The 25,742-nt window shown below is 56.5% G+C and carries 21 protein-coding genes; 12 read left to right on the forward strand and 9 right to left on the reverse strand.

Annotation, left to right across the window (positions count from 1 at the left end; genetic code table 11):
• Nucleotides 1–8 precede the first annotated feature (8 nt).
• The 4 genes from M8T91_RS08830 to M8T91_RS08845 form a co-directional block, all read right to left on the reverse strand.
• Nucleotides 9–767, reverse strand: coding sequence for a YciK family oxidoreductase (locus tag M8T91_RS08830; RefSeq protein ID WP_301418833.1), 759 nt, complete (start codon nt 765–767; stop codon nt 9–11).
• Nucleotides 768–814: 47 nt separating this feature from the next.
• Nucleotides 815–1,513, reverse strand: a complete 699-nt coding sequence (locus tag M8T91_RS08835; RefSeq protein WP_301418835.1) for an HAD family hydrolase — start codon at nt 1,511–1,513, stop codon at nt 815–817.
• The gene (gene ubiG / locus M8T91_RS08840; protein WP_301418837.1) at nt 1,494–2,195 is read right to left on the reverse strand and encodes a bifunctional 2-polyprenyl-6-hydroxyphenol methylase/3-demethylubiquinol 3-O-methyltransferase UbiG; all 702 of its coding nucleotides are present in this window, start codon (nt 2,193–2,195) and stop codon (nt 1,494–1,496) included. The genes M8T91_RS08835 and ubiG overlap by 20 nt, the downstream gene beginning before the upstream one ends.
• Before the next feature lie 72 nt (nt 2,196–2,267).
• On the reverse strand, nt 2,268–3,593 hold the full coding sequence (locus tag M8T91_RS08845; protein ID WP_301418839.1) for a TRZ/ATZ family hydrolase: 1,326 nt from the start codon (nt 3,591–3,593) through the stop codon (nt 2,268–2,270).
• A gap of 184 nt (nt 3,594–3,777) precedes the next feature.
• Between M8T91_RS08845 and gyrA the strand changes: the two genes are divergently transcribed.
• The 11 genes from gyrA to M8T91_RS08900 all read left to right on the forward strand — a co-directional run bounded on the left by gyrA (nt 3,778) and on the right by M8T91_RS08900 (nt 17,000).
• Nucleotides 3,778–6,342: a DNA gyrase subunit A gene (gyrA, locus tag M8T91_RS08850; protein WP_301418841.1), complete on the forward strand. Its 2,565-nt coding sequence runs from the start codon at nt 3,778–3,780 to the stop codon at nt 6,340–6,342.
• 168 nt (nt 6,343–6,510) lie between these two features.
• Nucleotides 6,511–7,590 carry a 3-phosphoserine/phosphohydroxythreonine transaminase gene (gene serC / locus M8T91_RS08855; RefSeq protein WP_301418843.1) on the forward strand — a complete coding sequence of 360 codons (1,080 nt, stop codon included), beginning with the start codon at nt 6,511–6,513 and terminating at the stop codon, nt 7,588–7,590.
• Nucleotides 7,591–7,731: 141 nt separating this feature from the next.
• Nucleotides 7,732–8,835: a prephenate dehydratase gene (pheA, locus tag M8T91_RS08860; protein WP_301418845.1), complete on the forward strand. Its 1,104-nt coding sequence runs from the start codon at nt 7,732–7,734 to the stop codon at nt 8,833–8,835.
• Complete coding sequence (locus tag M8T91_RS08865) at nt 8,835–11,066, forward strand: bifunctional prephenate dehydrogenase/3-phosphoshikimate 1-carboxyvinyltransferase (protein WP_301418846.1); 2,232 nt, start codon at nt 8,835–8,837, stop codon at nt 11,064–11,066. The genes pheA and M8T91_RS08865 overlap by 1 nt, the downstream gene beginning before the upstream one ends.
• A 77-nt stretch (nt 11,067–11,143) precedes the next feature.
• Complete coding sequence (gene cmk, locus M8T91_RS08870; RefSeq protein WP_301418848.1) at nt 11,144–11,842, forward strand: (d)CMP kinase; 699 nt, start codon at nt 11,144–11,146, stop codon at nt 11,840–11,842.
• A 175-nt stretch (nt 11,843–12,017) separates the two neighbouring features.
• Nucleotides 12,018–13,697 (forward strand): 30S ribosomal protein S1, encoded by a 1,680-nt coding sequence (rpsA, locus tag M8T91_RS08875; RefSeq protein WP_301418850.1) that lies wholly within the window; start codon nt 12,018–12,020, stop codon nt 13,695–13,697.
• Nucleotides 13,698–13,843: 146 nt separating this feature from the next.
• The gene (ihfB, locus tag M8T91_RS08880) at nt 13,844–14,152 is read left to right on the forward strand and encodes an integration host factor subunit beta (protein ID WP_301418852.1); all 309 of its coding nucleotides are present in this window, start codon (nt 13,844–13,846) and stop codon (nt 14,150–14,152) included.
• A gap of 111 nt (nt 14,153–14,263) precedes the next feature.
• Nucleotides 14,264–14,572 (forward strand): lipopolysaccharide assembly protein LapA domain-containing protein, encoded by a 309-nt coding sequence (locus M8T91_RS08885; protein WP_301418854.1) that lies wholly within the window; start codon nt 14,264–14,266, stop codon nt 14,570–14,572.
• 1 nt (nt 14,573) lies between these two features.
• Entirely contained in the window at nt 14,574–15,764 is a 1,191-nt protein-coding gene (gene lapB / locus M8T91_RS08890; RefSeq protein WP_301418856.1) for a lipopolysaccharide assembly protein LapB, read from the forward strand.
• A 77-nt stretch (nt 15,765–15,841) separates the two neighbouring features.
• A complete protein-coding gene (gene pyrF / locus M8T91_RS08895) occupies nt 15,842–16,552 on the forward strand; it encodes an orotidine-5'-phosphate decarboxylase (RefSeq protein WP_301418858.1) in 711 nt (236 codons plus the stop codon).
• Between the two features lie 139 nt (nt 16,553–16,691).
• Nucleotides 16,692–17,000 (forward strand): ComEA family DNA-binding protein, encoded by a 309-nt coding sequence (locus tag M8T91_RS08900; RefSeq protein WP_301418860.1) that lies wholly within the window; start codon nt 16,692–16,694, stop codon nt 16,998–17,000.
• A gap of 260 nt (nt 17,001–17,260) precedes the next feature.
• Here the strand turns inward: M8T91_RS08900 and M8T91_RS08905 are convergent, their stop codons facing one another.
• The 4 genes from M8T91_RS08905 to paaN all read right to left on the reverse strand — a co-directional run bounded on the left by M8T91_RS08905 (nt 17,261) and on the right by paaN (nt 22,209).
• A complete protein-coding gene (locus M8T91_RS08905; RefSeq protein WP_301418862.1) occupies nt 17,261–17,686 on the reverse strand; it encodes a PaaI family thioesterase in 426 nt (141 codons plus the stop codon).
• 63 nt (nt 17,687–17,749) lie between these two features.
• Complete coding sequence (locus M8T91_RS08910; RefSeq protein WP_301418864.1) at nt 17,750–19,264, reverse strand: class I adenylate-forming enzyme family protein; 1,515 nt, start codon at nt 19,262–19,264, stop codon at nt 17,750–17,752.
• Nucleotides 19,261–20,514: a thiolase family protein gene (locus tag M8T91_RS08915; protein ID WP_301418866.1), complete on the reverse strand. Its 1,254-nt coding sequence runs from the start codon at nt 20,512–20,514 to the stop codon at nt 19,261–19,263. The genes M8T91_RS08910 and M8T91_RS08915 overlap by 4 nt, the downstream gene beginning before the upstream one ends.
• A 6-nt stretch (nt 20,515–20,520) precedes the next feature.
• The gene (gene paaN, locus M8T91_RS08920) at nt 20,521–22,209 is read right to left on the reverse strand and encodes a phenylacetic acid degradation protein PaaN (RefSeq protein ID WP_301418868.1); all 1,689 of its coding nucleotides are present in this window, start codon (nt 22,207–22,209) and stop codon (nt 20,521–20,523) included.
• 173 nt (nt 22,210–22,382) lie between these two features.
• Between paaN and M8T91_RS08925 the strand changes: the two genes are divergently transcribed.
• The gene (locus tag M8T91_RS08925; RefSeq protein ID WP_301418870.1) at nt 22,383–23,303 is read left to right on the forward strand and encodes a winged helix-turn-helix transcriptional regulator; all 921 of its coding nucleotides are present in this window, start codon (nt 22,383–22,385) and stop codon (nt 23,301–23,303) included.
• An 87-nt stretch (nt 23,304–23,390) separates the two neighbouring features.
• On the opposite strand, the gene M8T91_RS08930 is transcribed toward M8T91_RS08925, so the two are convergent.
• Complete coding sequence (locus tag M8T91_RS08930) at nt 23,391–25,691, reverse strand: TonB-dependent receptor (protein WP_301418872.1); 2,301 nt, start codon at nt 25,689–25,691, stop codon at nt 23,391–23,393.
• Nucleotides 25,692–25,742 lie beyond the last annotated feature (51 nt).

Here is a 25,742-nt window from a genome sequence, read left to right on the forward strand (position 1 = left end):
AGTTGGGTTTAGCGCTTTTGTGCGCTGAAGTGCTTGCCGTTCTGGCCCCGGCTGTCGTCCCCCATCAGGTACAAATAAGTGGGCATGATTCGCTCGGCGGGCACTACCGACTGCGGGTTTTCAGCCGGGTAGGCGCTCGCACGCATTGCCGTGCGGGTGGCCCCTGGATTGAGGCTGTTTACACGAATATTCGATACGCCCTCCAGTTCATCTGCCAATACCTGCATCAACCCCTCAGTGGCAAATTTTGATACGGAATAGGCGCCCCAATAGGCCCTACCTTTCAGGCCAACGCTTGAACTTGTGAAGATGACTGATCCCGCCTCGGACTTTTCCAGCAGGGGCAGCAGCGTTTTTGTAAGCCCAAATGCTGCGTTGACATTCACCTGCATTACCTGCTGCCAGGTGGAGAAATGGTAATTGGCGATTGGGGTGCGCTGCCCTAAAAGGCTGGCATTGTGCAGGAGGCCGTCCAGGCGGCCAAACTCCCGCTCAACGGCTTCGGCGAGATTGTCAAAATCCTCTATACGGGCCCCGTTCAGATCCATGGGAAAGATAGCCGGCTGAGGCCCCCCGGAGGATTCGATCTCGTCATAGACCATCTCGAGTTTTGCTGTGGTTCGACCCAAGAGAATGATGCTTGCCCCATGGGCCGCGAAGGTTTTGGCCGCAGTTTTGCCGATACCGTCTCCGGCACCGGTGACGAGTATGATTTTGCCTTTGAGGAGGTCGGCGGGCGCTACATAGTTGCCGAAAAATTCTGACATAGAAAATCCTGGTACTGTCTCGATACTATTGGGACCGGGTGTTATTGCTAGGGTTTAAAATACTGCTCCCTCAGCAGTGGCCAGATCTCAGCTGCCGATTGGATCAGGTGATCCGCCCCCCAACTGGCAGGGTTTTCCGTGACGTCGATGTAGCCATAGTTACAGGCGATGGTGGGCATGCCTGCGCGCTGGCCCGCGACAATATCCCGCTTGTGATCGCCAATATAAACAGCTTCTGAGGGATCACAGCCGATTTTTGTGCAGGCAAGAAAGATTGCCTCAGGGTCCGGCTTGGGTTGGTTGACGTGGTCGGGACAGATAACTGCGGCCGGAGGCGGGAGGTAATTGAAGGCCTGCATCAGTGGCACGGTAAAGGCCTCCGGTTTATTGGTCACAATACCCCAGGAAATATTGTTTACTAGAAGCGTGTTCAGCAGGGCCTCTATACCGGGAAAAGGAATGGTTTTCTCGGCAAGGTGCGCAAGATAGAGATCCAGCAGGCGCTGCAGCAGGCTGTTGAAGCCGGGGTCGCCTGCTTTTTTGCCAAATCCCAGGGTTACCAATGCCCGGGAACCGTTGGAGACCGTACTTCTAATGATTTCGTCGGGCAGGGATGGCAGTTGCTCCTGTTGCCGCAGCTGGTTGAGTACAACAATAAAATCCGGCGCCGTATCCAGAAGTGTGCCGTCAAGATCAAATAACACCGCTTTCATTCGCTTGGCTTGCTCACTCAGGTTTACTGGCATACATCAGATAGTTCACGTCAACGTCGCGGGCGTTGAGCTTATAGGTGCGGGTTATTGGGTTGTAGGTCATGCCGGTCATATCCCGAAGTTCCAGATCCGCCTCGCGCAGCCACCTGCCCAATTCGGAAGGTCGGATAAACTTGCTGTATTCATGGGTACCCTTGGGAAGTAATCGCAGGAGATATTCTGCCCCCACAACAGCGAACAGCCAGCCTTTGGCTGTGCGGTTGATAGTGGAAAAGAAGAGATGACCGCCAGGTTTTACCAGTTTTGCGCAGGCGTAAACGACCGATGCGGGGTCGGGGACATGTTCCAGCATTTCCAGGCAGGTAACGATATCAAAGTGCCCGGGCATTTCTTCCGCCAGTGTCTCAGCGGCTACCCGGCGGTAATCCACCTCGATGCCGCTTTCGAGGGCATGCAATCTGGCGACATTGAGGGGGGCTTCGCCCATATCAATTGCAGTGACTTCCGCACCCCGATGGACCATGGCTTCCGCCAGAATGCCGCCACCACAGCCAACGTCCAGCAATTTTCTGCCGGCAACTGGGGCCTGCCCGTCAATATAATTGGCGCGCAGGGGGTTGATTTCGTGTAGCGGTTTAAATTCGCCCTCCCTGTCCCACCAGCGGCTGGCGAGTTGCTCAAACTTGGCGATTTCCGCGGGATCTACGTTGCTCATGAACTTTTCTGCAAACTCCGTCGCTAGTAACCGAACCTGTCCGGCTATTGGGCACGGGCGGTGCGTTTGCACCTAGCGCGCCTGGCCCGCGATTCTATCACGCCAGAGGTGCGCCCGCTGGATTACCTCGGCCTCGTTAAGGGTTTGTAGTCGGCGCTCTTTTAATAGCTGCTTGCCCGCAACCCAGACGTCCGTAACATTGTGCCCCCCACCGGCATAAATCAGCTGGGACAGGGGGCTGTGTACCGGTTGCTGTTCCACTCCACCCAGATCGATAGCCGCGATATCGGCACTTTTTTCTATTTCGAGGCTGCCTGTGATGGTTTCGATACCGAGCGCACGGGCACCGTTAATCGTGGCCATCGAGAGGGCCTGGTGTGCGGGCAGGGCTGTGGCACTGCCACTGACGGCTTTTGCCAGTAGTGAGGCGGTGTTGGCCTCTGCAAACAAGTCCTGGCGATTATTACTGGCGGCACCATCGGTTCCAAGGGCAACGTTAATGCCCGCCTTGAGCATCTCGTTGGCGGGGCAGAACCCCGATGCCAATTTAAGATTGGAGGAGGGGCAGTGTGCGACATGGGCGCCACTCATTTTTAGCAGCTCTATATCCTGCTCATTGGTTGCCACCATGTGCACACAGAGAGTCTGGGGTCCCATCAGGCCCAGGCGCAACAGCCGCTCCGTCGGGCGCTCCCCAGAGTGTGTCAGAGCATTGTCCACTTCCCGGGAGGTCTCGTGTAGGTGTATTTGTACCGGGATCTGGGCTTCCGCAGCATAGACGGCGATTTTTTCCAGGGTTCGGTCCCCCACGGTATAGGGCGCATGGGGTGCAAAAACCACCTCGATACGCTCGTGTGTCCGATAGTCATCGCGCAGGGCCAGCCCCTTGTGTAGTGCCTCCTCGCTGTGGCGGCTCCAGGGGGTCGGGTTGTCCAGCACCGGGAAGGCGATATGGGCGCGGATGCCGCTCTCGCGGGCGGCTACCGCTACGGCTTCGGGGAAAAAGTACTGGTCGGAGAAGGTGGTAGTGCCTGATCGCAGCATTTCGGCGATCGCCTGGCGGCTGCCGTCTGCCACAAACTCCGGGCTCACCCAGCGCTGCTCTACTGGCCAGATGTGCTGTTCCAACCACTCCCTGAGCGGGCGGTCATCGGCAAAACCGCGCAAGAGTGCCATGGGGGCATGGTTGTGGGTATTGATCAGCCCCGGAATCAGGGCGTGCTGGTTAAGTGCGATCTCGTGTTTTGCCGCGAAGCGGAGCTTGGCTTCGACGGACGGCAGCAGTGCTGTGATACGTCCCCGAACAATGGCCAGAGAGCAGTGTTCATACACTGTTTGTTCGGGTATGACCGGGATAATCCAGCGCGCGTGAATCAGGGTGTCTACAGGTTGGTGCATTGGGTCACAGGGCGGTAGCTGAGGTGGGGTGTCACTTTAGCGGTAGAGCAGGACCGCAGCAACCGGGCAGGTTTGCCGTGTGGTTTCGGGGCCATCCCGCCAGCGTCGTCAAACTATGCTAGAATTGCCCGCTTATCCGGGCTCGGTACTTATGCCCGCGCTATAACAAGGAACGCCGTAAGTCATGGGCGAATTAGCCAAAGAAATCTCCCCAATTAATATCGAGGAAGAACTCAAGCAGTCTTATCTCGACTATGCCATGAGTGTGATAGTCGGGCGGGCACTGCCGGATGTACGCGATGGTCTCAAGCCGGTCCATCGCCGTGTGCTCTTTGCAATGAGTGAGCTCAAAAACGACTGGAATAAACCCTATAAGAAGTCAGCACGTGTCGTTGGCGATGTGATTGGTAAGTACCATCCCCATGGGGATACTGCGGTATACGACACGATTGTGCGTATGGCCCAACCCTTCTCCTTGCGTTACACCCTGGTAGACGGCCAGGGAAACTTCGGCTCCATTGACGGCGATAGTCCGGCCGCTATGCGTTATACCGAAATCCGAATGGACAAGCTGGCCCACGAGCTGCTGTCGGATCTCGACAAGGAAACCGTCAACTTCGTTGAAAATTACGATGGCTCCGAACAGATGCCGGAGGTGTTGCCCTCTCGGGTACCCAACCTGCTGGTCAACGGTTCATCCGGTATCGCCGTGGGGATGGCGACGAATATCCCCCCCCACAACCTGAGTGAAGTGATCAAGGCCTGCCTGGCCCTGATTGACAACCCGGCGCTTACGGTCGATGACCTGATGGCGTATGTCCCCGGACCGGATTTTCCCACCGGTGCCATTATCAATGGACGCGCCGGTATCCTGATGGCCTACCGCACCGGGCGCGGCCGTATCTACGTGCGCGCCAAAGCGGATGTGATCCGCGATGACAAGAGCAATCGCGAAACCATTGTTATCACAGAGATTCCCTACCAGTTGAACAAGGCGCGCCTGATCGAGCGTATCGCCGAGTTGGTAAAAGAAAAGAAGATCGAGGGCATCTCCGAGCTGCGCGATGAGTCCGATAAAGACGGTCTGCGTGTCGTGATTGAACTGAAACGTGGCGAACTGGGCGATGTGATTCTGAACAACCTCTACTCACAAACCCAGTTGGAGAGTGTGTTTGGCATCAATATGGTTGCCCTGGTAGACGGTCAGCCCAAGGTCCTGAACCTGAAAGAGCTGCTGGAGCACTTTGTGCGCCACCGCCGGGAGGTGGTCACACGCCGTACAGTCTACCTGTTGCGCAAGGCTCGTGAGCGCGGTCATATCCTGGAGGGGCTGGCGATTGCCATCGCCAATATCGATCCCGTGATCGAGTTGATCAAGTCCTCCGCAACCCCGGCCGATGCCCGCGAAGCGCTGTTGGCCAAGGGTTGGGCGGTAGGCAATGTACAGCAGTTTCTGGCGCGAGCCGGCGCCAATGCCTGTCGCCCGGACGACCTGCCAAAGGCGTTCGGTTTACGCGAGGATGGCACCTACTATCTGTCCCCTGCACAAACACAGGCCATTCTCGAACTGCGTCTGCATCGCCTGACCGGAATGGAGCACGACAAGCTGTTGACCGAGTACCAGGAGCGGCTGAAACAAATCGCTGAATATCAGCTTATCCTCTCTAGCTTTGAGCGCCTGATGGCGGTGATCCGCGAGGAACTGGCGCAGCTCGATACGAATTTTGGGGATGAGCGTCGCACCGATATCGTGGCTTCCCGCCAGGACCTGACTGTAGAAGACCTGATCACCCCGGAAGACAAGGTGGTGACCATCTCTCACGGCGGTTATGCCAAAAGCCAGCCGTTGACTGATTACCAGGCCCAGCGCCGTGGCGGTATGGGCAAGTCGGCAACCCAGGTAAAAAATGAGGATTTTGTCGAGCACCTGCTGATAGCCAATTCCCACGATACCATCCTGTGTTTTTCCAACAGGGGCAAGGTCTACTGGCTAAAAGTCTATGAAGTGCCGACGGCCGGCCGCGCCTCCCGAGGGCGCCCCATGGTCAATATGCTGCCACTGGAGGAGGGCGAGCGCATCAGCAGCATGATGCCGGTGTCTGAATATGACGAAAACCACTTCATTTTCTTCACCACTGCTAGCGGTACTGTGAAGAAAACACCGCTCACGGCTTTTGCGCGCCCGCGCAGTGTCGGTTTGCGCGCTATCGAGCTGGAAGAGGGAGACCGCCTGGTAGCCACGGCGATTACCGATGGCCAGCGCGATGTGGTGCTGTTTACCAGTGCCGGTAAGGCCGCCCGTTTTTCCGAGCGCAATGTTCGCTCCATGGGGCGTGTTTCCCGGGGTGTGCGCGGTATTCGAATGCAGGGGGGACAGCAGGTGATCGCTATGGTGATTCCACAGGAGGGTGGCTCGGTGATGATGGCCACCGAGAAGGGATTCGGCAAGCGTACAGCGATTGGGGACTTCCCCACCAAGGGACGCGGCACCCAGGGTGTGATTGCCATTGCCGAGAGTGAGCGCAACGGCGCCCTGATCGGGGCCTGTCAAGTGCATCCAGGTGAAGAGATGATGCTGATCTCCGATCAGGGTACCCTGGTACGCACCCGGGTAGACGAGGTTTCTGTCCTTGGGCGCAATACACAGGGGGTACGGGTCATACGCCTGAAGACCGGTGAGAAACTCGTGGGACTCGGGCGTATTGAAGAAACGGAAGGGGTCAGCGAAGATCGCGGAGGGCCGATGTGATCCGCGCCTCTGGCATCTCGGTGAAAGGCTGCGTTTATCGCGGCCTTTCTTGCCTCAGGCACCCTAAAAAATGCGCCAAGACGAAAGGTCCATCTCCCGGAATCACGGTTTGTGCGTGGATGCATCTAGTTGTATTTGAAACCATGTTTGGTTTTCTGGAGTCATGCGATGAGGAAGTTTAATTTTTCCGCCGGTCCCGCAGCATTGCCGGAGCCGGTGCTGTATCAGGCCCAGCAGGAGCTGCTAGACTGGCACGGGCTGGGCTGCTCGGTGATGGAGATCAGTCACCGCACAGCGGAATTTATTGCGGTTGCCGAGCGCGCAGAGCAGGATTTGCGCGACCTGCTCTCTATTCCGGAGAGCTACAAAGTGCTGTTCCTGCAGGGCGGTGCCACAGCGCAGTTTGCTGCTGTACCCTGGAATCTCTTCGGTTCGGGTGCCAAAAAAGCCGACTACATTCACTCTGGGCACTGGGCGGCAAAAGCCATCAAGGAAGCCAGGCGTTACGGCGAAGTGACGGTGGTTGCTTCCAGTGAAGACCGCAATTTCCGTTACGCTCCCGCAAAAGACTGCTGGCAACAGAGTGCAGAAGCGGCTTATCTCCACTATACCCCGAATGAAACCATCGGCGGGGTCGAGTTTGATTATGTGCCAGAGGTGGATTGCCCTTTGGTGGCCGATATGTCTTCCAGTATTCTGTCGCGCCCGATTCCAGTGGATAAGTTTGGCGTGATCTATGCTGGTGCCCAGAAAAATATGGGCCCCTCGGGTATTGCTGTTGCCATAGTCCGCGAGGACCTGCTCCATAGGGCAATGGCGGGTATTCCGCGCGGTTTGAGCTGGAAGGTGGCGGCGGACGCGGGCTCCATGGATAACACCCCTCCGACCTTTGCCTGGTATCTGTCGGGTCTGGTATTTCAGTGGCTCAAGGCTCAGGGTGGAGTTGAGGCGATGGCGCGACTCGCCGATAAAAAATCCGCATTGTTGTACGAATTTCTTGATCGCAGTGAGTTTTTCTCCAGCCCTGTGGAGAAGGAAAGCCGCTCCAGGATGAACGTCCCCTTTGTGCTGGCCGATGAGCGTCTCCACAAGCCGTTTCTCGAGGCAGCCGGTGAGGCCGGGCTGCTGGGCTTGAAAGGGCATCGCTCAGTTGGTGGTATGCGTGCGTCATTATACAACGCTGTCCCCCTTGAGGCGGTGGTGGCATTAGTGGCATTTTTGTCAGATTTCGAAGCGCGCCGGGGTTAGTGTCTGGTCTAAAACAACAGGTTTTCGCGCTACAGTATTCTTGATGGCTTCGAGCGGTGATTGGGTTGCAGCCGATATTGCATGCCAGTCCCGGGCGAATAACTCAGTATTTGATAGGTGAGCTGGAACGTAAAAAGGCGGATGACCGAGGAAACTGTAAGTGGTGACCAGCGCTTGCTGGAGCTGCGCAATCGTATTGACAGCATTGATGGCGATATCGCCCGGCTGATCAGTGAAAGAGCCAACTGTGCACTGGCAGTTGCCGCGGTGAAAAAGGCAACCGGTGGGGATGCCCTGTATTACCGGCCCGAGCGCGAAGCTCAGGTACTGCGCCGGGCGATGGAACGCAATAGCGGCCCTTTAACCGATGAGGAAATGGCGCGTCTGTTCCGGGAAATTATGTCTGCCTGTCTGGCTCTCGAAGAGCCGGTTAAGGTGGCCTACCTGGGGCCGGAGGGGACTTTTACCCAGCAGGCTGCGTTAAAACATTTTGGCAACTCTGCACAGAGTCGCCCTCTGGCGGTTATTGATGAGGTGTTTCGCGAGGTGGAGGCAGGCGCGGTGAACTACGGGGTTGTGCCCGTAGAGAACTCCACAGAGGGGGTCATTAACCATACCCTGGACAATTTTATGACCTCCAATTTATACATCTGTGGAGAGGTGGAGCTGCGTATTCACCACCACCTGATGATTTCTGATGTCACCCGGGCAGACGCAATCACGCGCATTTATTCCCACGCACAGAGTCTGGCACAGTGTCGCAAGTGGCTCGATGCACACTATCCCAACGTGGAGCGGGTAGCGGTAGCCAGCAATGCCGATGCGGCTGTGCGTGTCAAGGGGGAGTGGAATGCCGCAGCCATCGCTGGCGATATGGCGGCTGAGTTGTACGGCCTGAAGATCTTGTCGGAAAAAATTGAAGACCGCCCGGATAATTCCACACGTTTTTTGATTATCGGTACTCAGGAAGTACCGGCGAGCGGTGACGACAAGACCTCTTTGATGGTATCAATGCGAAATGAGCCCGGCGCCTTGCACAATCTGCTGGAACCATTCCGTCGCTTTGGCGTTGATCTCACCCGTGTGGAGACGCGCCCGTCCCAGTCCGGCAACTGGAATTATGTCTTCTTTATCGACTTTGTGGGACATCGAGACACAAAAAATATTGCCTCGGCCCTGCGGGAAGTGGGTGTTTGTGCCTCGGACGTGAAAGTGCTCGGATCTTACCCGCGCGGTGTGCTGTGATGGATCAAGTGCAAGTTGGCCGGCTCGTAGTCATTGGAGTCGGCCTGATAGGTGGTAGTTTTGCACTCGCATTAAAAACTGCAGGGGCATGTCGCGAGGTGATTGGGGTTGCGCCCCCGGGGAAAACCTGCGAACAGGCAAAATCGCTCGGGATAGTTGACAGTGCCAGCAGCAGTCTTGCCGAGGTTCTGCCCCAGTTGGAAGCCAGTGATCTGGTTTTTATCGCCGTGCCAACCCTGGCTGTGGAATCGGTGTTTGCCCAAATTAGAGCCTACATGCCTGAGGGCGTTACAGTGACAGATGGTGCCAGTGTCAAAGGCAGTGTGGTGCGCGCGGCGAAAACAGTGTGGGGCAGGGTGCCCAGTTTTTTGGTACCGGGTCACCCCATCGCGGGCTCTGAGCACAGTGGTGCAGCCGCTGCGCGCGATGACCTTTATTACAATCACCGGGTTATCCTAACCCCCCTGCCCGAGACCGGTACAGGCCATTTGCAGCGGGTGGTGCAATTGTGGCAGGTAGCGGGTGCGTCAGTGTTAAAGATGTCTGTGGAAGAGCACGATGTTGTACTCGCAGCTACCAGCCATCTTCCTCACGTGATTGCCTTTAGTCTCGTGGATACGCTGGCGCACGACGCGGAAAATGAAAATATATTCCGCTATGCCGCGGGGGGGTTTCGCGATTTTACCCGTATCGCTTCCAGTGATCCGGTAATGTGGCGAGACATCATGCTGGCCAACCGGGACGCCATTCTAAAGGCGATCGACCTCTATAGCCTCAACCTGTCGGCCTTGCGCGAAGCCATCGCCTCCGGTGACAGCACCAGTCTGATGGGTGTATTTACCCGTGCCAAAACAGCGCGGGATCAGGTAACCAAAGTGTTGACAAAACAAGCGTGTTCAGAATTTATGCCGACAAAAGCAATGACCTTTACCGCTCAGCCAGGGGGGTGTGTCATCGGCAGGCTGCGTGTGCCCGGCGACAAGTCCATGTCACACCGCGCAATCATGCTGGGCTCTCTGGCAGAGGGTGTGACAGAGGTAGCGGGTTTTCTTGAGGGAGAGGATGCACTGGCGACCCTGCAGGCCTTTCGCGATATGGGGGTGGTTATCGAGGGGCCGGTCAATGGGCGGGTCACCATCCACGGTGTAGGTTTGCGTGGCCTGAAGATGCCGCCGGGACCACTCTATCTGGGTAACTCCGGCACCTCAATGCGCCTGCTGGCGGGCCTCCTTGCCGGGTTGGGTTTCGATATCACCCTGACCGGTGATGCATCTCTGTCCAAGCGCCCTATGGATCGGGTTGCCGGTCCTCTGCGGGAGATGGGGGCGATCATTGAAACGGGCTCTGGAGGACGGCCACCTCTGCGCATCAAAGGGGGGCGCCGGCTGTACGGGATCGATTATCGCTTGCCAATGGCCAGTGCCCAGGTGAAATCCGCGGTCTTGCTGGCTGGCCTCTATGCCAGCGGCGAAACCTCGACTGTAGAGCCTGCGCCGACACGCGATCACACTGAACGCATGTTGCAGGGATTTGGCTATCCGCTGCATCGCGATGGTGCCAAGTCCACGCTCTGTGGCGGGGGCAATCTCAAGGCCTGCCATATCGATGTGCCAGCGGATATCTCCTCCGCGGCCTTCTTTATGGTGGCTGCGGCAATCTCGCCCGGTTCAGATATTGTGCTGGAACATGTCGGTGTCAATCCGACCCGCCATGGCGTGATCAATATTCTGGGTTTGATGGGGGCTGACATTCAACAGTTCAACAAGCGCGAGATCAGCGGCGAGCCTGTGGCGGATATCAGGGTGCGTTACTCACCTCTAAAAGGCATCCGAATTCCTGAGACGCAGGTGCCGCTCGCCATTGATGAATTCCCTGCATTGTTTATTGCCGCAGCCTGTGCGGATGGAGAGACAGTGCTGACGGGTGCTGCCGAACTGCGTGTCAAGGAGAGTGACAGGATCCAGGCGATGGCGGATGGCCTTGCGGTTCTGGGCGTGGAAGCGAAGCCGACTCCGGATGGCATTGTGATACCGGGTGGGCGGGCGCGGACGGTATTTAGTGGGGGAACTGTCGATAGCCTGGGGGATCACCGCATTGCCATGGCTTTTGCTGTGGCATCTTTGCGCGCAAAGGATACAATCCGCATCCTGCACTGCGCCAACGTGGCGACCTCATTTCCGAATTTTGCCGACCTGGCTGTCAGCGTGGGTCTGCGGTTGCAATTGGCTTAATCGTCAGGCTCGCAGTGCAGGGGTTTTGGACCCGGCTTGTGCCGTTCATAACGATGTCGAGTTGTGCAAAAAACTATATGAGTGATACAAACAAGCTGCCGCCGGTCATCGCGATTGATGGACCCAGCGGATCGGGCAAGGGCACTATTGCCAAGTTGCTGGCGGAGCGGTTGAATTTCTTCCTGCTGGATTCGGGCGCCCTGTACCGGACAGCGGCGCTGGCGGCCCTGGACAGGAGGGTGGACCTGACCGATGAGGTCGCATTGGCGCAGGTGGCAAAGGAACTCGATGTTCGCTTTGCTGTGCACGATAGCCAGCTGCAGGTTTACCTGGAGGGACGTGAGGTCACCAGTGACATTCGCATGGAGCGGGTGAGTATGGCTGCTTCCAGGGTGGCTGCGATTCCGGCGGTGCGTGCAGCCCTGCTGCAACGACAGCGGGATTTTCGGCGGCTGCCGGGCCTTGTGGCCGACGGCCGGGATATGGGTACCACGGTTTTCCCCGACGCCCAAGTCAAAATCTACTTGACCGCGGGTGCCGAGGAGCGCGCCAGAAGGCGGGCGGCGCAGTTGCGGGGGGAGGGGGTTTCTGTTAGCCTCCGCGACCTGCTGGAGGACATCCGTGCCCGTGACGCACTGGATATGAACCGAGAAGCCTCTCCCCTGGCTGCCGCTGAGGATGCGGTTGAACTCGACAGTACCGGGGTCGATATTGAGGCAGTCCTGCAGCGGGTACTGACGCTGGTACTCGACCGGATCCAGCCCGGGGTTCCCTAAGTCCGCTTAACCAGTACCAACCCGTTTTTCTAACGACAGCGGCCGGGTCTTGCCAGAATTGCCCGGCCGTTGTTGTAATCCGACCCGCGTGCTGGCAGCGCGGCTGGGGTCGCGGCTGGCGGTTGACTACACTCAACAGTTACCAACGGCTGAACCCTTCACTATAGGTAATGTAATGAGCGAGAGCTTTGCTGAATTATTTGAAGAGAGCCTGAAAAGCGTCGAAATGGCACCGGGTGCTATTGTTACCGGTGTTGTCATTGATGTGGATAAAGACTGGGTAACTGTACACGCAGGCCTGAAGTCAGAGGGCGTTATTCCCGCTGCCCAGTTCATCAACGACAGAGGCGAAATCGAACTGCAGGTGGGTGACGAAGTGCAGGTTGCCCTGGAGGCGGTTGAAGACGGATTTGGGGAAACCCGTTTGTCCCGCGAGAAAGCCAAGCGCGCTGAAGCCTGGAAAATCCTCGACGCGGCCCACGCAGCTGACGAGGTGGTCAAAGGGGTTATCAGCGGCAAAGTCAAAGGTGGCTTTACAGTGGATGTTGCCAATATCCGCGCGTTTCTGCCCGGCTCTCTGGTCGATGTTCGCCCGGTGCGCGACACCGCGCATCTGGAGGGTAAGGAGCTTGAATTCAAGGTTATCAAGCTGGATGCCAAGCGCAACAACGTTGTGGTTTCCCGTCGTGCGGTGATGGAGGCTGCCACTTCCGAAGAGCGCGAGGCCCTGCTGGCGAGCTTGCAGGAAGGTATGAGCATCAAGGGAATTGTAAAGAACCTGACCGACTACGGTGCGTTTGTAGATCTGGGTGGTATCGACGGTCTGCTGCACATCACCGATATGGCCTGGAAACGCATTAAGCATCCGAGCGAGATTGTGAATGTTGGCGACGAGATCCAGGTAAAAGTCTTGAAGTTCGACCGCGATCGCAGTCGTGTCTCTTTGGGATTGAAGCAGCTGGGCGAAGACCCCTGGGTATCTATCAAGCAGCGCTACCCGGAAAACAGCCGCGTCAAAGCAGTTGTTACCAACCTGACCGACTACGGCTGTTTTGCCGAACTGGAAGAGGGGGTTGAGGGCCTGGTGCACGTTTCCGAAATGGATTGGACCAACAAGAATATTCACCCGTCCAAAGTTGTCCAGGTGGGCGACGAGGTAGAGGTGATGATTCTCGATATCGATGAGGAGCGTCGACGCATTTCCCTGGGTATCAAGCAGTGCCAGGAAAATCCATGGGATGCTTTTGCGCGTAAATTTGCCAAGGGCGATAAAATCTCCGGCAAGATCAAGTCCATCACCGATTTTGGTATCTTTATCGGCCTCGATGGCAGCATTGACGGCCTGGTTCATTTATCCGATATCTCCTGGAATGAAGCGGGAGAGGAAGCGGTTCGCAAATTCAAGAAGGGCGACGAGATCGAGACTGTGATTCTGGGTATCGATTCCGAACGCGAGCGTATCTCCCTGGGCATCAAGCAGTTGGAATCGGATCCGTTCTCCGACTTTGTTGCGACCAGCGACCGTGGGAGTTTTGTCACCGGCACGATTAAAGAGGTGGATGCCAAGCAGGCCGTTGTTTCCCTGGCGGATGAGGTTGAAGGTATTCTGCGGGCCTCCGAAATCAGCCGCGACAAGGTTGAGGATGCGCGCAATGTCCTGAAAGAAGGCGAGGAAATTACGGCTAAAATCACCAGTGTGGATCGCAAGAACCGTGTGATCAGCCTGTCTATCAAAGCCAAGGATCAGGATGAAGAAAAACAGGCCATTAAGGATCACAGCAAAAAGCAGTCCGAACAAGTGCAGCCGGCCACGATCGGTGACTTGATCAAGGCACAGATGAGCAACAAGGACTAGTATTTTCTTGACTGTTCAGTCAGTACGCCAAAGGGTTTATTTGGCGTGTTCCGAGAGCCGGACTGGGGTTGCCCAGTCCGGCTTTGTATTAGATGATTGCCGGGCTACGCCAGAATAATCAATAACTTGCAGAGGTTATCGAGCGCATGACCAAATCTGAATTGATCGAAAGGATTGCGTTGAGATTGGATCAGCTGCCAGTGAAAGATGTAGAATTGGCGGTGAGGGTACTGCTGGATACCATGTCCGACGCACTTTCCCAGGGAGAGCGCATCGAAATTCGGGGTTTTGGTAGTTTTTCCCTGCACTACCGGGGGCCCCGTACCGGGAGGAACCCCAAGACTGGAGATGCGGTAGCACTATCCGGCAAATATGTGCCCCACTTTAAACCGGGAAAAGAACTGCGCGACAGAGTTAATCGCAGTATGCACGGAGAGACGGGGTTCGAAGTATGATTACACTGCACGGCTGGGTTGATAGTCGGCTTTCGCTGGTGACCCTATCATCTGCCCCGAAAGCCTAAGGCCCAGGTTGGTAAACCCTCTTGGCGGAACTCGGAGGTTCCCTTGTCATTTTTGCACTGGTTGGTGCATATTGCCTATGGCTTGTTGGCCCTGGTGTGTGTGGCCTTCGGCATTTATTTTGCTGTGGAAAACCCCCAGGTTATTGCACCGGTGATTGCAGGTAATACCCTGTATTCAGGCAGTGTGGGGGTGTGGCTCATCAGCACTTTGCTGCTGGGGGTTCTGTTGGGCTTCCTGGCCAGTTTACTCCCTATGTATTCCCAGCGCCGCCGTGTACGCGGACTGAACAAGCAGCTCAAGAAGCTGGAGCGTGAGCTGCACGCTGCGCACCAAAAGGTTTCCGGAGATTGAATTGCCTGATTTTACCTACTTCTTTTTCCTGCTGGCAGCGATTGCTATCGGCTGGGTATTAGGGCGAGGTAGCTCCAGGAAGAAACCTGACTGTAGCGAACAGGAGGAGTCCCTGGCCCGCTCCTATGCCCAGGGGCTCAATTATCTCCTGAGCGAGCGCCACGACGACACCATCGAGAAGTTTATCGATTCCCTCGAAGTCAGTCCCACAACTTTTGAAACCCACTTGGCACTGGGCAGCCTGCTGCGCCGGCGCGGGGAGTACGATCAGGCAATACGGGTACACCAGAATCTTCTCTCACGCCCCAGCCTGGCCCGGCAGAGTCAGCATAAAGCGCAGTTTGAACTGGCCTGCGATTACATTGCGGCGGGCTGGCTCGATCGGGCTGAGCGCCTGTTGCAAGAACTGGTGGAGACCGCCCAGGAACTGCGCACCACCAGCCTTGAACACTTGGTGGAAGTGTATCGGGATGAACGCGAATGGGCCAAGGCTATTCACGCTGTCAATTTGCTCCATGGCCGCCGTTTCAAACGTTTGTCTGCCGACTGGGCATCAATACAGGCCCACTTTTGTTGTGAGCTGGCGGAAGAGGCGATCACCGGCAAGGATTATCTCAGCGCACGCAAACATATCGACGCAGCCCTGAGCTATGATCGCGGATCTGTAAGGGCCTGTCTGCTGTGGGCGCGCCTGGAATATTTACTAGGAAAACCGCGGGATGCCATTAAGGTGCTACAGCGAATCCCCAAGCAAAACCCCGATTATATTCCAGAGATACTGGAGCTTCTGATTACCTGCTACATAGAATTAGGAGACGGAAAGGGGCTGGATCGCTACCTGGAGTCCCTTCTCAATGAGCATCCCTCAAACAGTGTGCTCATTGCGTTGACAGAGCGCATCCAACAACAGGATAGTGAAGCAGCCGCCGCTGCTTTTATGGGTGAGCAATTGGCACTGCGTCCATCCCTGCGAGGCCTGGGACGTTTTCTCGATCTGTACATTGGAACAGCACAGGGCAGGGCCCGTGAAAATCTGTCCTTACTCAAGACACTGGTGGATCAATTGATTGCCAGCCGTCCCCACTATCGCTGCAGCAACTGTGGTTTTTCCGGCAATCAGTTGCACTGGCTCTGCCCCAGCTGCAAACACTGGGATTCTGTTCGCTCCGTCAAGGGAATTGAAGGTGAGTAGTGGAACCGACAGCGAAAGCGCTCAGGCCCAGCTTGTCGCTGGTCATTGGATAGAGACAATTTTAATGAGGTATTTCTTTGCAGGCTCAGGTTTCTTCCCCGATTATTGTTGCACTGGATTACGATCATGCCGACAGGGCTCTGGAACTGGCCGACCAGCTGGACCCCGCTCTTTGTCGGGTGAAAGTTGGCAAGGAATTGTTTACTGCAGCGGGCCCCGATCTGGTTCGTACCCTGGTTAGGCGTGGCTTTGAGGTTTTTCTGGACCTGAAGTTTCACGATATTCCCAATACTGTTGCCGCGGCAGTAAAGGCAGCTGCACGTCTCGGTGTCTGGATGGTAAACGTACATACCAGCGGTGGTGAGCGGATGATGCGTGCATCTGTGCAGGCTCTGAGAGAGTTTGGTGAAAAAAAACCATTGCTTACCGGGGTAACCGTATTGACCAGCACCACTGCGGAGGAGCTGGCGGCAGTGGGGGTTTCCAGACCTCTGAAAAAGCAGGTGCTGTCTCTCGCCTCCAGCGCAAAAAACTGTGGTCTGGATGGTGTGGTGTGCTCGGCCCGCGAGGCCCGGGTTCTGCGCGAGACCTGTGGGCCAGAATTTGTGCTGGTGAGTCCCGGTATTCGCCCGGCCTGGAGTGATAGGGGTGACCAGCGGCGCACACTCACACCTTCCGAGGCCAGGGTCCAGGGTGCCGACTTTCTGGTTGTTGGGCGGCCGATCACAGCAGCCAGTGATCCTTTGCAATCGCTGCGGGATATCTTGGCTGAGATTGCGGATCACTAAGGACTGTCGGTCCTGACCCGTGTGATGCAGTGTAATGGATGGTAAGCGGATTTTGCTCAGCATGTTGGTATTATGCTGTGGCTTGGGGTAGTAAGCAGTCCCAATGTGAAAATAAGAAGACTTTCACTGGGAGCCTATCATGAAAAATATCCGCGTAATAATCCCTTCCCTGCTTGTTCTCGTTTTCTCGCTTTACCTGTCACCTACAATCACTGCAAATGATGCGAGGCCTGAAGCTATCAAACAGGTGGTCACTAAGATCAACGTCAACAGTGCTTCTGTTGCTGAACTGGCAGAGAAGTTGGAAGGTGTGGGGACAGAGAAAGCGCAATTGATTGTCGAGCACCGGGAAAAGCACGGTCCATTTACGTCAGTGGAACAGCTGTTGGACGTCAAAGGGATTGGTGCAGCAACGCTTAAGAAGAATCGCGACAAGATTCAACTTTGAGTTTGGTGCTGAATGTCTTTCACGATGCCCGGCATGATTGTACATACACTCTCTGGGCAGTACGGTCATAGTTTGTCGCAACTGCTGTAAAGCAAACTGCCCTTTTGGTCAATATTCACTGGCAAAGCCTGTGGATATTGACTTGAACACTCTTCAAGGCACGGTGGCTTTCGTCCAGAAACTACTGACCGAAGCTGCAGACCGGTAGAGTGATAGCGTGCATGTTGGTGATAGAACGGCAGAGTTTAAACGCGGGGGGATTACAATCGCACCGCATTTGCCAGCGCACGGGCAATCAATTGGCCCTTTGCCGTGCGGATACTGCCGCTAGTGGCGAACAGGCGTTTTCCGCAATGATCTACCTGTGCCTCAATAACCAGTGGTTCCTCATCACGCACCGCGCCAATAAATTTAATCGTCAGGTCGATCATACTGTGATTTTCACCCGGGCCCAGTTTGGTCATCACAGAGGCGCCCATAGCACTGTCCAAAAGCGCTGCGAGAATACCTCCGTGCAATGAGCCAATCAGATTTTGGTGCCGTTGCTTGGGAGTGTAGTGATAAACTACCCTGCCTTCGATAACGGATTCAATCTGGTAATCCAGGTTGCCCGCCATACCCGTGCGTGGTTGTGTTTTTGCGAAATGCGCCATACGCGCCATACCGCTTGTGCTGATATCGATCATAGCGTGAGCCTTATATTGGATATTTGTTACCAATAAACAAACTTCTGACACCTGCCATCGCGCTCAGCGGGGATATACCAGAGCCTGCACCTCTCTGCGCACCACCTTGCCCACCGGGTTGCGAGGCAGTGCGGGCAGAATATGGATAGCCTTGGGAGTTTTTACCGGGCCCAGCAACGGCTTTGCCAATGCGCGTATGGTATCGCCCTGGAGGGTTGTACCGGGAGCCAGGCACACGGCGGCCTCCAGGCGCTGGCCCCAGTAGTTATCCGCCACACCGAAGGCGACTGCCTCGTCAATACCGGCTAGGCCGACCAGAGCGTTTTCTACCTCGGCGGGGTAGATATTGAAGCCACCGGAGATAATCAATTCCACGCTGCGCCCCTGCAAAAACAGGTAGCCGTTGGCATCGAGATACCCCAGATCGCCCGTTCGTAGCCAGCCATCGCGAAAAGTAGCACTGGTGGCCCCGGGAGCTCGATAGTAGCCGGGGCTGACCAGAGCGCCGCGCACCGCGATCTCACCGGTTTGTCCTGCAGAGAGGGCTTGACCGTCGGTATCGACAATGGCCACCTCGCTGTGAATACAGGCCCGGCCCACGGAGCCGCGTAATTCCTCTCGGCACATTTCCCGGGTATTGAGTGCGGTGATGGTCATTGGAGCCTCTGTCTGGCCATAGACGGTGGACAGGCAGGGCCCCAGCCGTTCGAGACACTGGGCGATGCGCTCCGGTGGCATGGGTGCGGCGCTGTAGGTGAGCTGTCGCAGGCGGCTAAATCGATGCGGTGTGGTTTCCAGCTGCTGCAACAGCTTGTAGATAAGTGTGGGCGGCATAAAGCTGACGCTGGCTCCCTGGTGTGCCAAGGCCTTCACCATGACGTCAGTATCAGCGTTGGGCAGCAAAATATGGCGTGCGCCGACACTGAGTAATGGCAGTATGTAATGAGAGCCGCCGTGACTTAGCGGCGCCACAGCCAGATTGGCATCCTCCTGGCGAAACTGGTAGACCGCCTGCATATTGGCGATCACTGCGGCGACATTGGCGTGGCTTTGCAGTACCCCCTTGGGCTGGCCCGTGGTGCCACCGGTAAACTTGATGGCCATGGTGGCAGCGGGGTCGGGCAGTTGCCTTTCAAAGGACCGGCCCCGGTAGCAGGCGATCAGGTTACGGCAATCCTCGCCGGTTTGCGCGTCCAGGGCCAGCTGTTCGACGGCGCTGTTGGCTGTGGCTGTTCGATTGTGGCTGTCTACCAGCAGCAACTGCATATCACTGCTGGCTACCAGCGCGGCATTGAGGCTGGGGCCGTTGCTGGGATTGATGGGAATCCACACCAGCCTGGCAGCGATAATGGCCAGGTGTGCCACCAGGTGGTCGATGTGGTTGCCCGCGCACAGACCGACGTGGCTCCCCGGTGCCAGCCTGTCTAGCAGGGCCAGCGCCAGAGCCTCAACGCGAATTTGCAGTTCTCGATAGCGGATTAGCCCTTCGGGGTCCTGGGCCGCAATGCCATCCGGGTTGCGGGCGCAGCCTCGGTAGAGGTGCTCAATGGGGAGGGGGAGTGCGTTGCTCGAACTCATGCGGAGGCGCGCTCCAATACGGTGACCACAGTGGCGGCCTCCTCGGTTTCATAGAAGCCGCCACCGTTTTCAGCGACGGCGATTCGGGGGTTGGCTACCTGTCGGGGTCCGGCTTCAGCGCGTAACTGGTGCACCAGCTCGTGCAACTGGATGATCCCTGTGGCGCCCACCGGATGTCCCTTGGAAACCAGACCGCCCGATGGGTTGACCGGTATTGAACCGCCCAGGGCGGTGTGCCCCCTCTCGGTAAAGGGGCCGCCTTCCCCCGGCGGACACAAACCCAGGTTTTCCAGTTGTTGAATCTCCGCATAAGCGGTGGCGTCGTGTACTTCGGCTACATCGATATCGCGTGGATCAATCTGCGCCTGGGCGTAGGCCTGCAGTGCGGCTAGGCGGCCAATGTGATGCTCGAAGTCTTCCGCGGGCCGATCGCTGCCACTGGCCAGGTGTATACCGCGAATACGAACCGCGCGGTTGTGTCCGCCCAGCCTCCTGAGCATTGAGGCCGAGCATAGCACGGCAGCGGCAGCGCCGTCGGAGATGGGGGCGCACATAGGCAGGGTGAGGGGCCAGACGATGCTGCGCTGTGCTAATACCTGCTCCACGCTCAGGCTGTGACGGTATTGGGCCAGGGGGTTAAAGCGCGAGTGTTGGTGGTTTTTTGCCGCAGCCATGGCCAGTTGCCGTTGGGTGGTGCCAAAGCGTTGCATATGCAGTCGGGCCTGGGCGGCGTAGCTTTCCATAAAAAAACTGTGATTGGTGGTTTCAGCCTCGCGCTGCTGCTGCGGGGGAATCAGTTCCTGGCATTGCCGGCGGCACTGGCGTCGAAATTCTTCCAGGCGATAGATATCCGTTCCCCCGTTAAAGGCTTGGAACATGGCCTCCCGGCGCTGGGGAAAAAACATCTTTTCGGCACCTACCACCAACGCCACATCACAATAACCGGCCTCGATATGGGCCGTGGCCTGCAGTAGCGCGGTAGAGCCCGAGGCACAGGCGTTTTCCACATTGGTGATGGCTATACCCTGAAATCCCAGCGGACGCAGAGCGCACTGACCCCGAATGCCATTTTGCCCCTCCAGCAGACCCTGGCGGGTGTTGGAAAACCACGCGGCCTGCACGGCGCTGTGCTCGAGGTTGGCATCCCGCAGTGCCAGGGACACGGCCCGTTCAGTCATGTCTTTTACACTGCGCTGTACGATTTTACCCAGCTCGGTCATGCCGATGCCGATCACAAATACGTTGGCCATTGTGCGTCAGGCCCCGGATGCAGTGCACAGGGTTTTGCGCTGTACAATGCGAAAGCGGTTGGCCACGAAGGCCAGGTCAGTCAGGCAGGCGCTGCCCGCTGGATTCAAGCCGGTGACATGGTAGTCACTGTAAGCAGCGGCGAAGTTGATAGGCATGCCGGTCAGGTTACAGGCGACCGAAACGCCGGCGTGGTTGAAAGCGTCCTGTGCGGCGTTTAAAAACGCCTCGTTAATGGAGTAAACGTGGGATGCAATAGCGCCACAGCGTCTGGCGTTGTCGGTGGCAATGGCCAGGCAGCTCTCGGCGCTGGGACCCTTGATCAAAAACGAGACTGGGCCAAAAAACTCCTCGCTGTACAGGGTCTGCTGGCTCTGATCGAGGGCGATCATGAGCGGTGTTGCGGTGCGGGCAGAAGGATACTCGGGGTGTGCATAGGGAGTGCTGTTGCGCAGTATCTGCCCCTGCTGGTCTCCCAGAGCCCGTGCCTTCTCTAGGGTTGCGTAAATGCCGTCGTTGACCAGTGCGCCGCACAGCAGCGCGGCCTGTCGCGGTTCGGCGAGATGCTCCTCCACTGCTGCCACCAGAGCATCAGCCAGTTGCTCGTAGCTGACGGGGCGGCCATCGGCGACAATGCCCTGGGCGGGGATATGGATATTCTGCACACTGGTACACATCTGTGCCGAGGCCTGGCACAGAGACTGAGCTACGGCCCGGCACATAGCCGCCATGTCCTGGCAGGATTCCATCACCACCGCATTGCAGCCGGCGGTCTCGGTGTAGACCTGGGCATGGCGGCAGTGGGTTTCGATCCACTGGCCAAAGTGGGGGCTGCCGGTGAAGTCGATAATTGCCGTGGCCGGGTGCTGTAACAGTGCAGTGGTGGCCGGTTGCGCGCGGGTATCCGTCACCAGGGAAACCAGGTCGGGGCTGAAGCCTGCCTCGGCGAGTACCTCACGGCATACGCTTACCACCAGAGCCACCGGCAGAATCGCATTGGGATGGGGCTTGAAGATCACCGGGTTGCCGGTGGCGAGACTGGCACATAATGCCGGATAGCCGTTCCACAGTGGAAAGGTGGCGCAACAGACATTGACGCTGGGGCCGCGAGGCATCAGTTTATAGTGTTTTGTCAGCCTGGCACTGCTGTCCTTGCCAAATTGCCGCTGCCAGTCAGCGTCAGTGGGCACATCGGCCATGGCTTTATAGGCATATACCAGCGCTTCCAACCCGCGATCCAGAGCGTTGGCGCCACTGCCGGCAAAGGCCATGATAAAACTCTGCCCGGCAGTGTGCATGGTGGCGTGGGCGTTTTCAAACAGTTGCCCCGCGCAGCGCTCCAGAATCTCCAGGCATACCCCCACCCGTGTCTCCACATCACTGTCCCGCCAGGGGGGGATAGCCGCCTGGGCGGCGCTCATGATCGCATCAATATCCACTTTGGGGTAGCGGATGCCCAGGGCTGCTCCGGTGTAGGGGGAGACCTCGGCGCCGACGCGGCCCATCTCACCGGGCAGTGTCAGCGGGTAATCGTTATTGAGCAGGGCCTCAAAGCGGGCCCTGCCTGCAGCTGCGGCCTGTGTGCCGTGAATTCTGCTGCTGGGGCTTTCCGGATAGGCACTCCAAGCATAGCGATATTTGCAGGCGTCCAGAGCGCGGTTGAATTTGTCGCGGTGTTGTTGAAACCAAGTGGCCATGATTTTTCCAAAGGCTAATATTTTTTATGGACTGCCAGTTCTGTATCGGCTGCCAGACTATATTGAGCAAAGTGACTTTTGTTATTAGACTAACAGTCGAATCATATTAAATGCAAGTGTGTCTTCAAACATAACTGTTTATCAAAACTGGACTTTCAAGTAGCATGCCGGCCATGCAAGCAGCTCATCAGATATTATCCAACCCAGTTGCCCGGGGACTGAATCTACTGGGAGATCGATGGACCATTCTCATTCTGCGCGAGATATTTCTCGGCCAGCATCGTTTTGAGGCTTTTCGCTCCAGAACCGGCGCTTCGCGCGGTACCCTGTCAAAACGCCTGGAAACTTTGGTTCAGCAGGGTGTTCTGTACAGGAATCCCTACCAGACAGCGCCACTGCGTTACGAGTACCGACTCACCGGCAAGGGCTTGGCCCTCTATCCCTGGGCGCTGCTGGTTTGGCAGTGGGAAACCGAGTGGAGTGGAATTAAATCCTCTGATTTGCCCGTCACGCTCCGTCACAAGGTCGGCAGAGGTCACAGCCTCAATCCGCTCGCGGTATGTCGTCATTGCGGGGTAAAACTGCGCTATGACGATGTTGAAAGGGTGGTTAAAACCTCACCCGAAAGCAGGGCTGTAAAAAAATTAACCGGCTTCGGCGGCAGCCGCCGCAGCCGCAATACAGGACAGCCCCAGCTCCTGGGTCATGTCGTAGATATTATCGGCGACCGCTGGACGCTTTTGCTGATGGCCATGGCCTTTGTGGGCCTGCGGCGCTACGACGATTTTCATCAGCAACTGGGCGCGGCAACCAATATTCTCGCTGACCGGCTCAAACTGCTGGTCAAGGCGGATATCTTCGCTCGCTGTGCATACCAGAATAACCCTCCCCGTTATGAATATCATCTGACCACAAAGGGCAAGGCCCTGTACCCGCTCACCATGGCGCTGCGGCAGTGGGTGTTGGAGTGGTTGCCAAAGGTCAAACACCCCCTGACTCTGATGCACAAGCCCTGCGGCCATGAGCTGGCCACCGATGTGATCTGCCAAACCTGCAATGCTGTACCCAAAGCGGGTGAGGTAGAAATCGGTTAGGGCCTATCGGTTTTCCAGTCAGTCTGGTTTCAGGCACACGCTACGGAACATCGTTAGTATGTGCCCGGATTTATGGACGCTAACCTGTTAGAAAAAGGTTTTGGACACGGTGATACCGTAAGTTCTCGGGTCCATATATTTTTCCGAAGTAATACCTGTGGGATCAACGACCAGTGAGACGGTCTGGTCCTCGTCACCCAGGTTCTTGCCCCAGGCGCGCAGCGACAGTGAATCATCGCTGCTGGTCCAGGTAATGGAGGCGCCCCAAATACCGTAGGCATCCAGATGGGTGATATCTGCGTTGGACGATGTGGCAAAAGATTCGCCTTTCCAGGCATAGTTTACATTCACAGCCAGCATTCCTCCCGAAGCTAACGGCAAATTGTAGTCCATATCCAGCGCGCCGGATTTGTCTGGTGCCCAGGGCAGCCAATTACCTGAGCGGTCGTCGCCGCCGGGGGTGACATATTCATCAAAGCGGGCTCTGCCACTGCTGTAGGCTGCGCGAAATGCCAGACGGTCAGTGGCGGCAAAATCAAGAGTGGTTTCAAAGCCGCGGGAAGTGGCCTGGGCATTGTTTAGCACTAGCAGCAAGGTGGGGGTCAGTTCAAAGATCTGCATATCATCGTACCTGGAATCGTAATAGGCAACATTGAACAGCAGGCGGTTGTCAAACCAAGAGGATTTCAATCCCGCTTCTACATTTTTTACCAGTTCCGGGTCCACAGTTTTAACGGCATTGGCAGCGGTATTTGCCTGGGATGGAAAGGCACCGCTCTTGAATCCTTCGGAGTATGTCAGATACAACAGGGCGTCCTCACCAAACCGATAGTTGACAGAGGCCCTTTGCGTGATTTGGTCCCAGTCCTGTGCGCCCTGTACCGCTTGCGCAAATGCCGGCAGGATCAATGGCACACCGGTGGGGAAACCGGTACCCAGTAAATCCTGTGCATCTTGCCTAATTTCTTTTTTGTCCCGGCTCCAGCGCAAGCCGTAAGTGAGCATCCAGTTGTCATTGATATTCCAGTCTGCCTGGCCATAGAGTGCGGTGGTAGTGGTGGTGTTGTCCTGTAGAAACAGCACATCGCCCTCGGCGGCGAGGCCCAAAGATTGTAACGCGACGTTGTAGCGCGTATAGAATTCCTCAGCGCGATCGACATCTTCCTGCATATAGAAGACCCCGGTGATCCAATCGATGCGATCATTACCTCCGCTTAAGCGGAATTCCTGTGAAAACTGTGAGGCATTCTCTTCGACACCATTGATGACATTTTCCGGAGTGGAGTAAGGCACGGTGATATCCGTTAGGGGAATGCCGGTCAGATCATCCAATGTCGCGATATCGCTGGCACGCCAGGCGCTAATGGACAATAGGTCGGCCCAGCCCAGATTATGTTCAAAACGGGCACTCACGCCCCGGGCTTCCCGTTGCTGGGTAACGTCATACTGAGTGGCGCAGGTGCGCTTGTCGCGGCTGTATCGGGGTGATAGCCCGTCGATGGCATTTTGCCACAGTGGTGCAGTGGGGCCGCCAGCGGAAAGGTTCTGTAAATGGTTACAACTCCCGTTGGATTGGTCTTTTGAGTAATCCGCTCCCAACAGCAGTTCGGTTTCCTCGCTGAGGTCGAACAGCAGCTGAGCCCGCATAACGACGTTGTCCCGGTCTCCCAGACGACCGCCACTGGAGAGCGAGGAATTGCCGATAATCGGGCTGTTGTTCAGCGCACTCTCGACAGAGACATCGGCGGGGCGGAGTACATTTTCCTCAAAGCCATCGCGCTGCTTGCGCGCAATACTGATCCTGCCTGCCACAGAGTCAGTAAGACCACCGTTGAGCAGTGCCTGGGCCTGGTACAATCCCTGGTTGCCGGCGGTAAAACTGAAGTCCATGGAATTTTCATAGGTTGGACGCCTGGTGATCATATTAATAGCGCCGCCGTTGGTGTTTTTTCCATACAGAGTACCCTGGGGCCCTTTGAGCACTTCTATGCGTTGCAAGTCGATAAGATCGAAACCGCTGCCACCGGTGCGGCCAATGTAGATATCGTCAATAAAAACGCCCACGGCCGGATCGCTGGCTGCGGAGTCAGAACTGTTGCCGATGCCGCGCACATACAAGCGCGGTTCCCCTAGGTTAAACTGAGTAAAATTGACATTCGGGGTTCTTAGGGTGACATCATTGACGCCTGCAATTTTTCCGCTTCCGATATCGTCACCACGAATCGCAGAGACCGCCAGAGGGACATCCTGGATACTGGCAGATCTTTTTTCAGCGGTGACAACAATTTCTTCAATAGTCCCGGCGCTCGCCTCGCCGGTACTGGTGACGGTAACGATGGCGCTAGCCAACAGTGACAGTGGGACTTTTCCGATTCTGGTATTCATCATTTTTTTCCGTAGTTTTTATTATCTGGCCGAATAGCCGTAGCACTCCAATCC

It is taken from the genome of Microbulbifer sp. MI-G (assembly GCF_030440425.1).
GTDB classification, from domain to species: Bacteria; Pseudomonadota; Gammaproteobacteria; order Pseudomonadales; family Cellvibrionaceae; genus Microbulbifer; species Microbulbifer spongiae.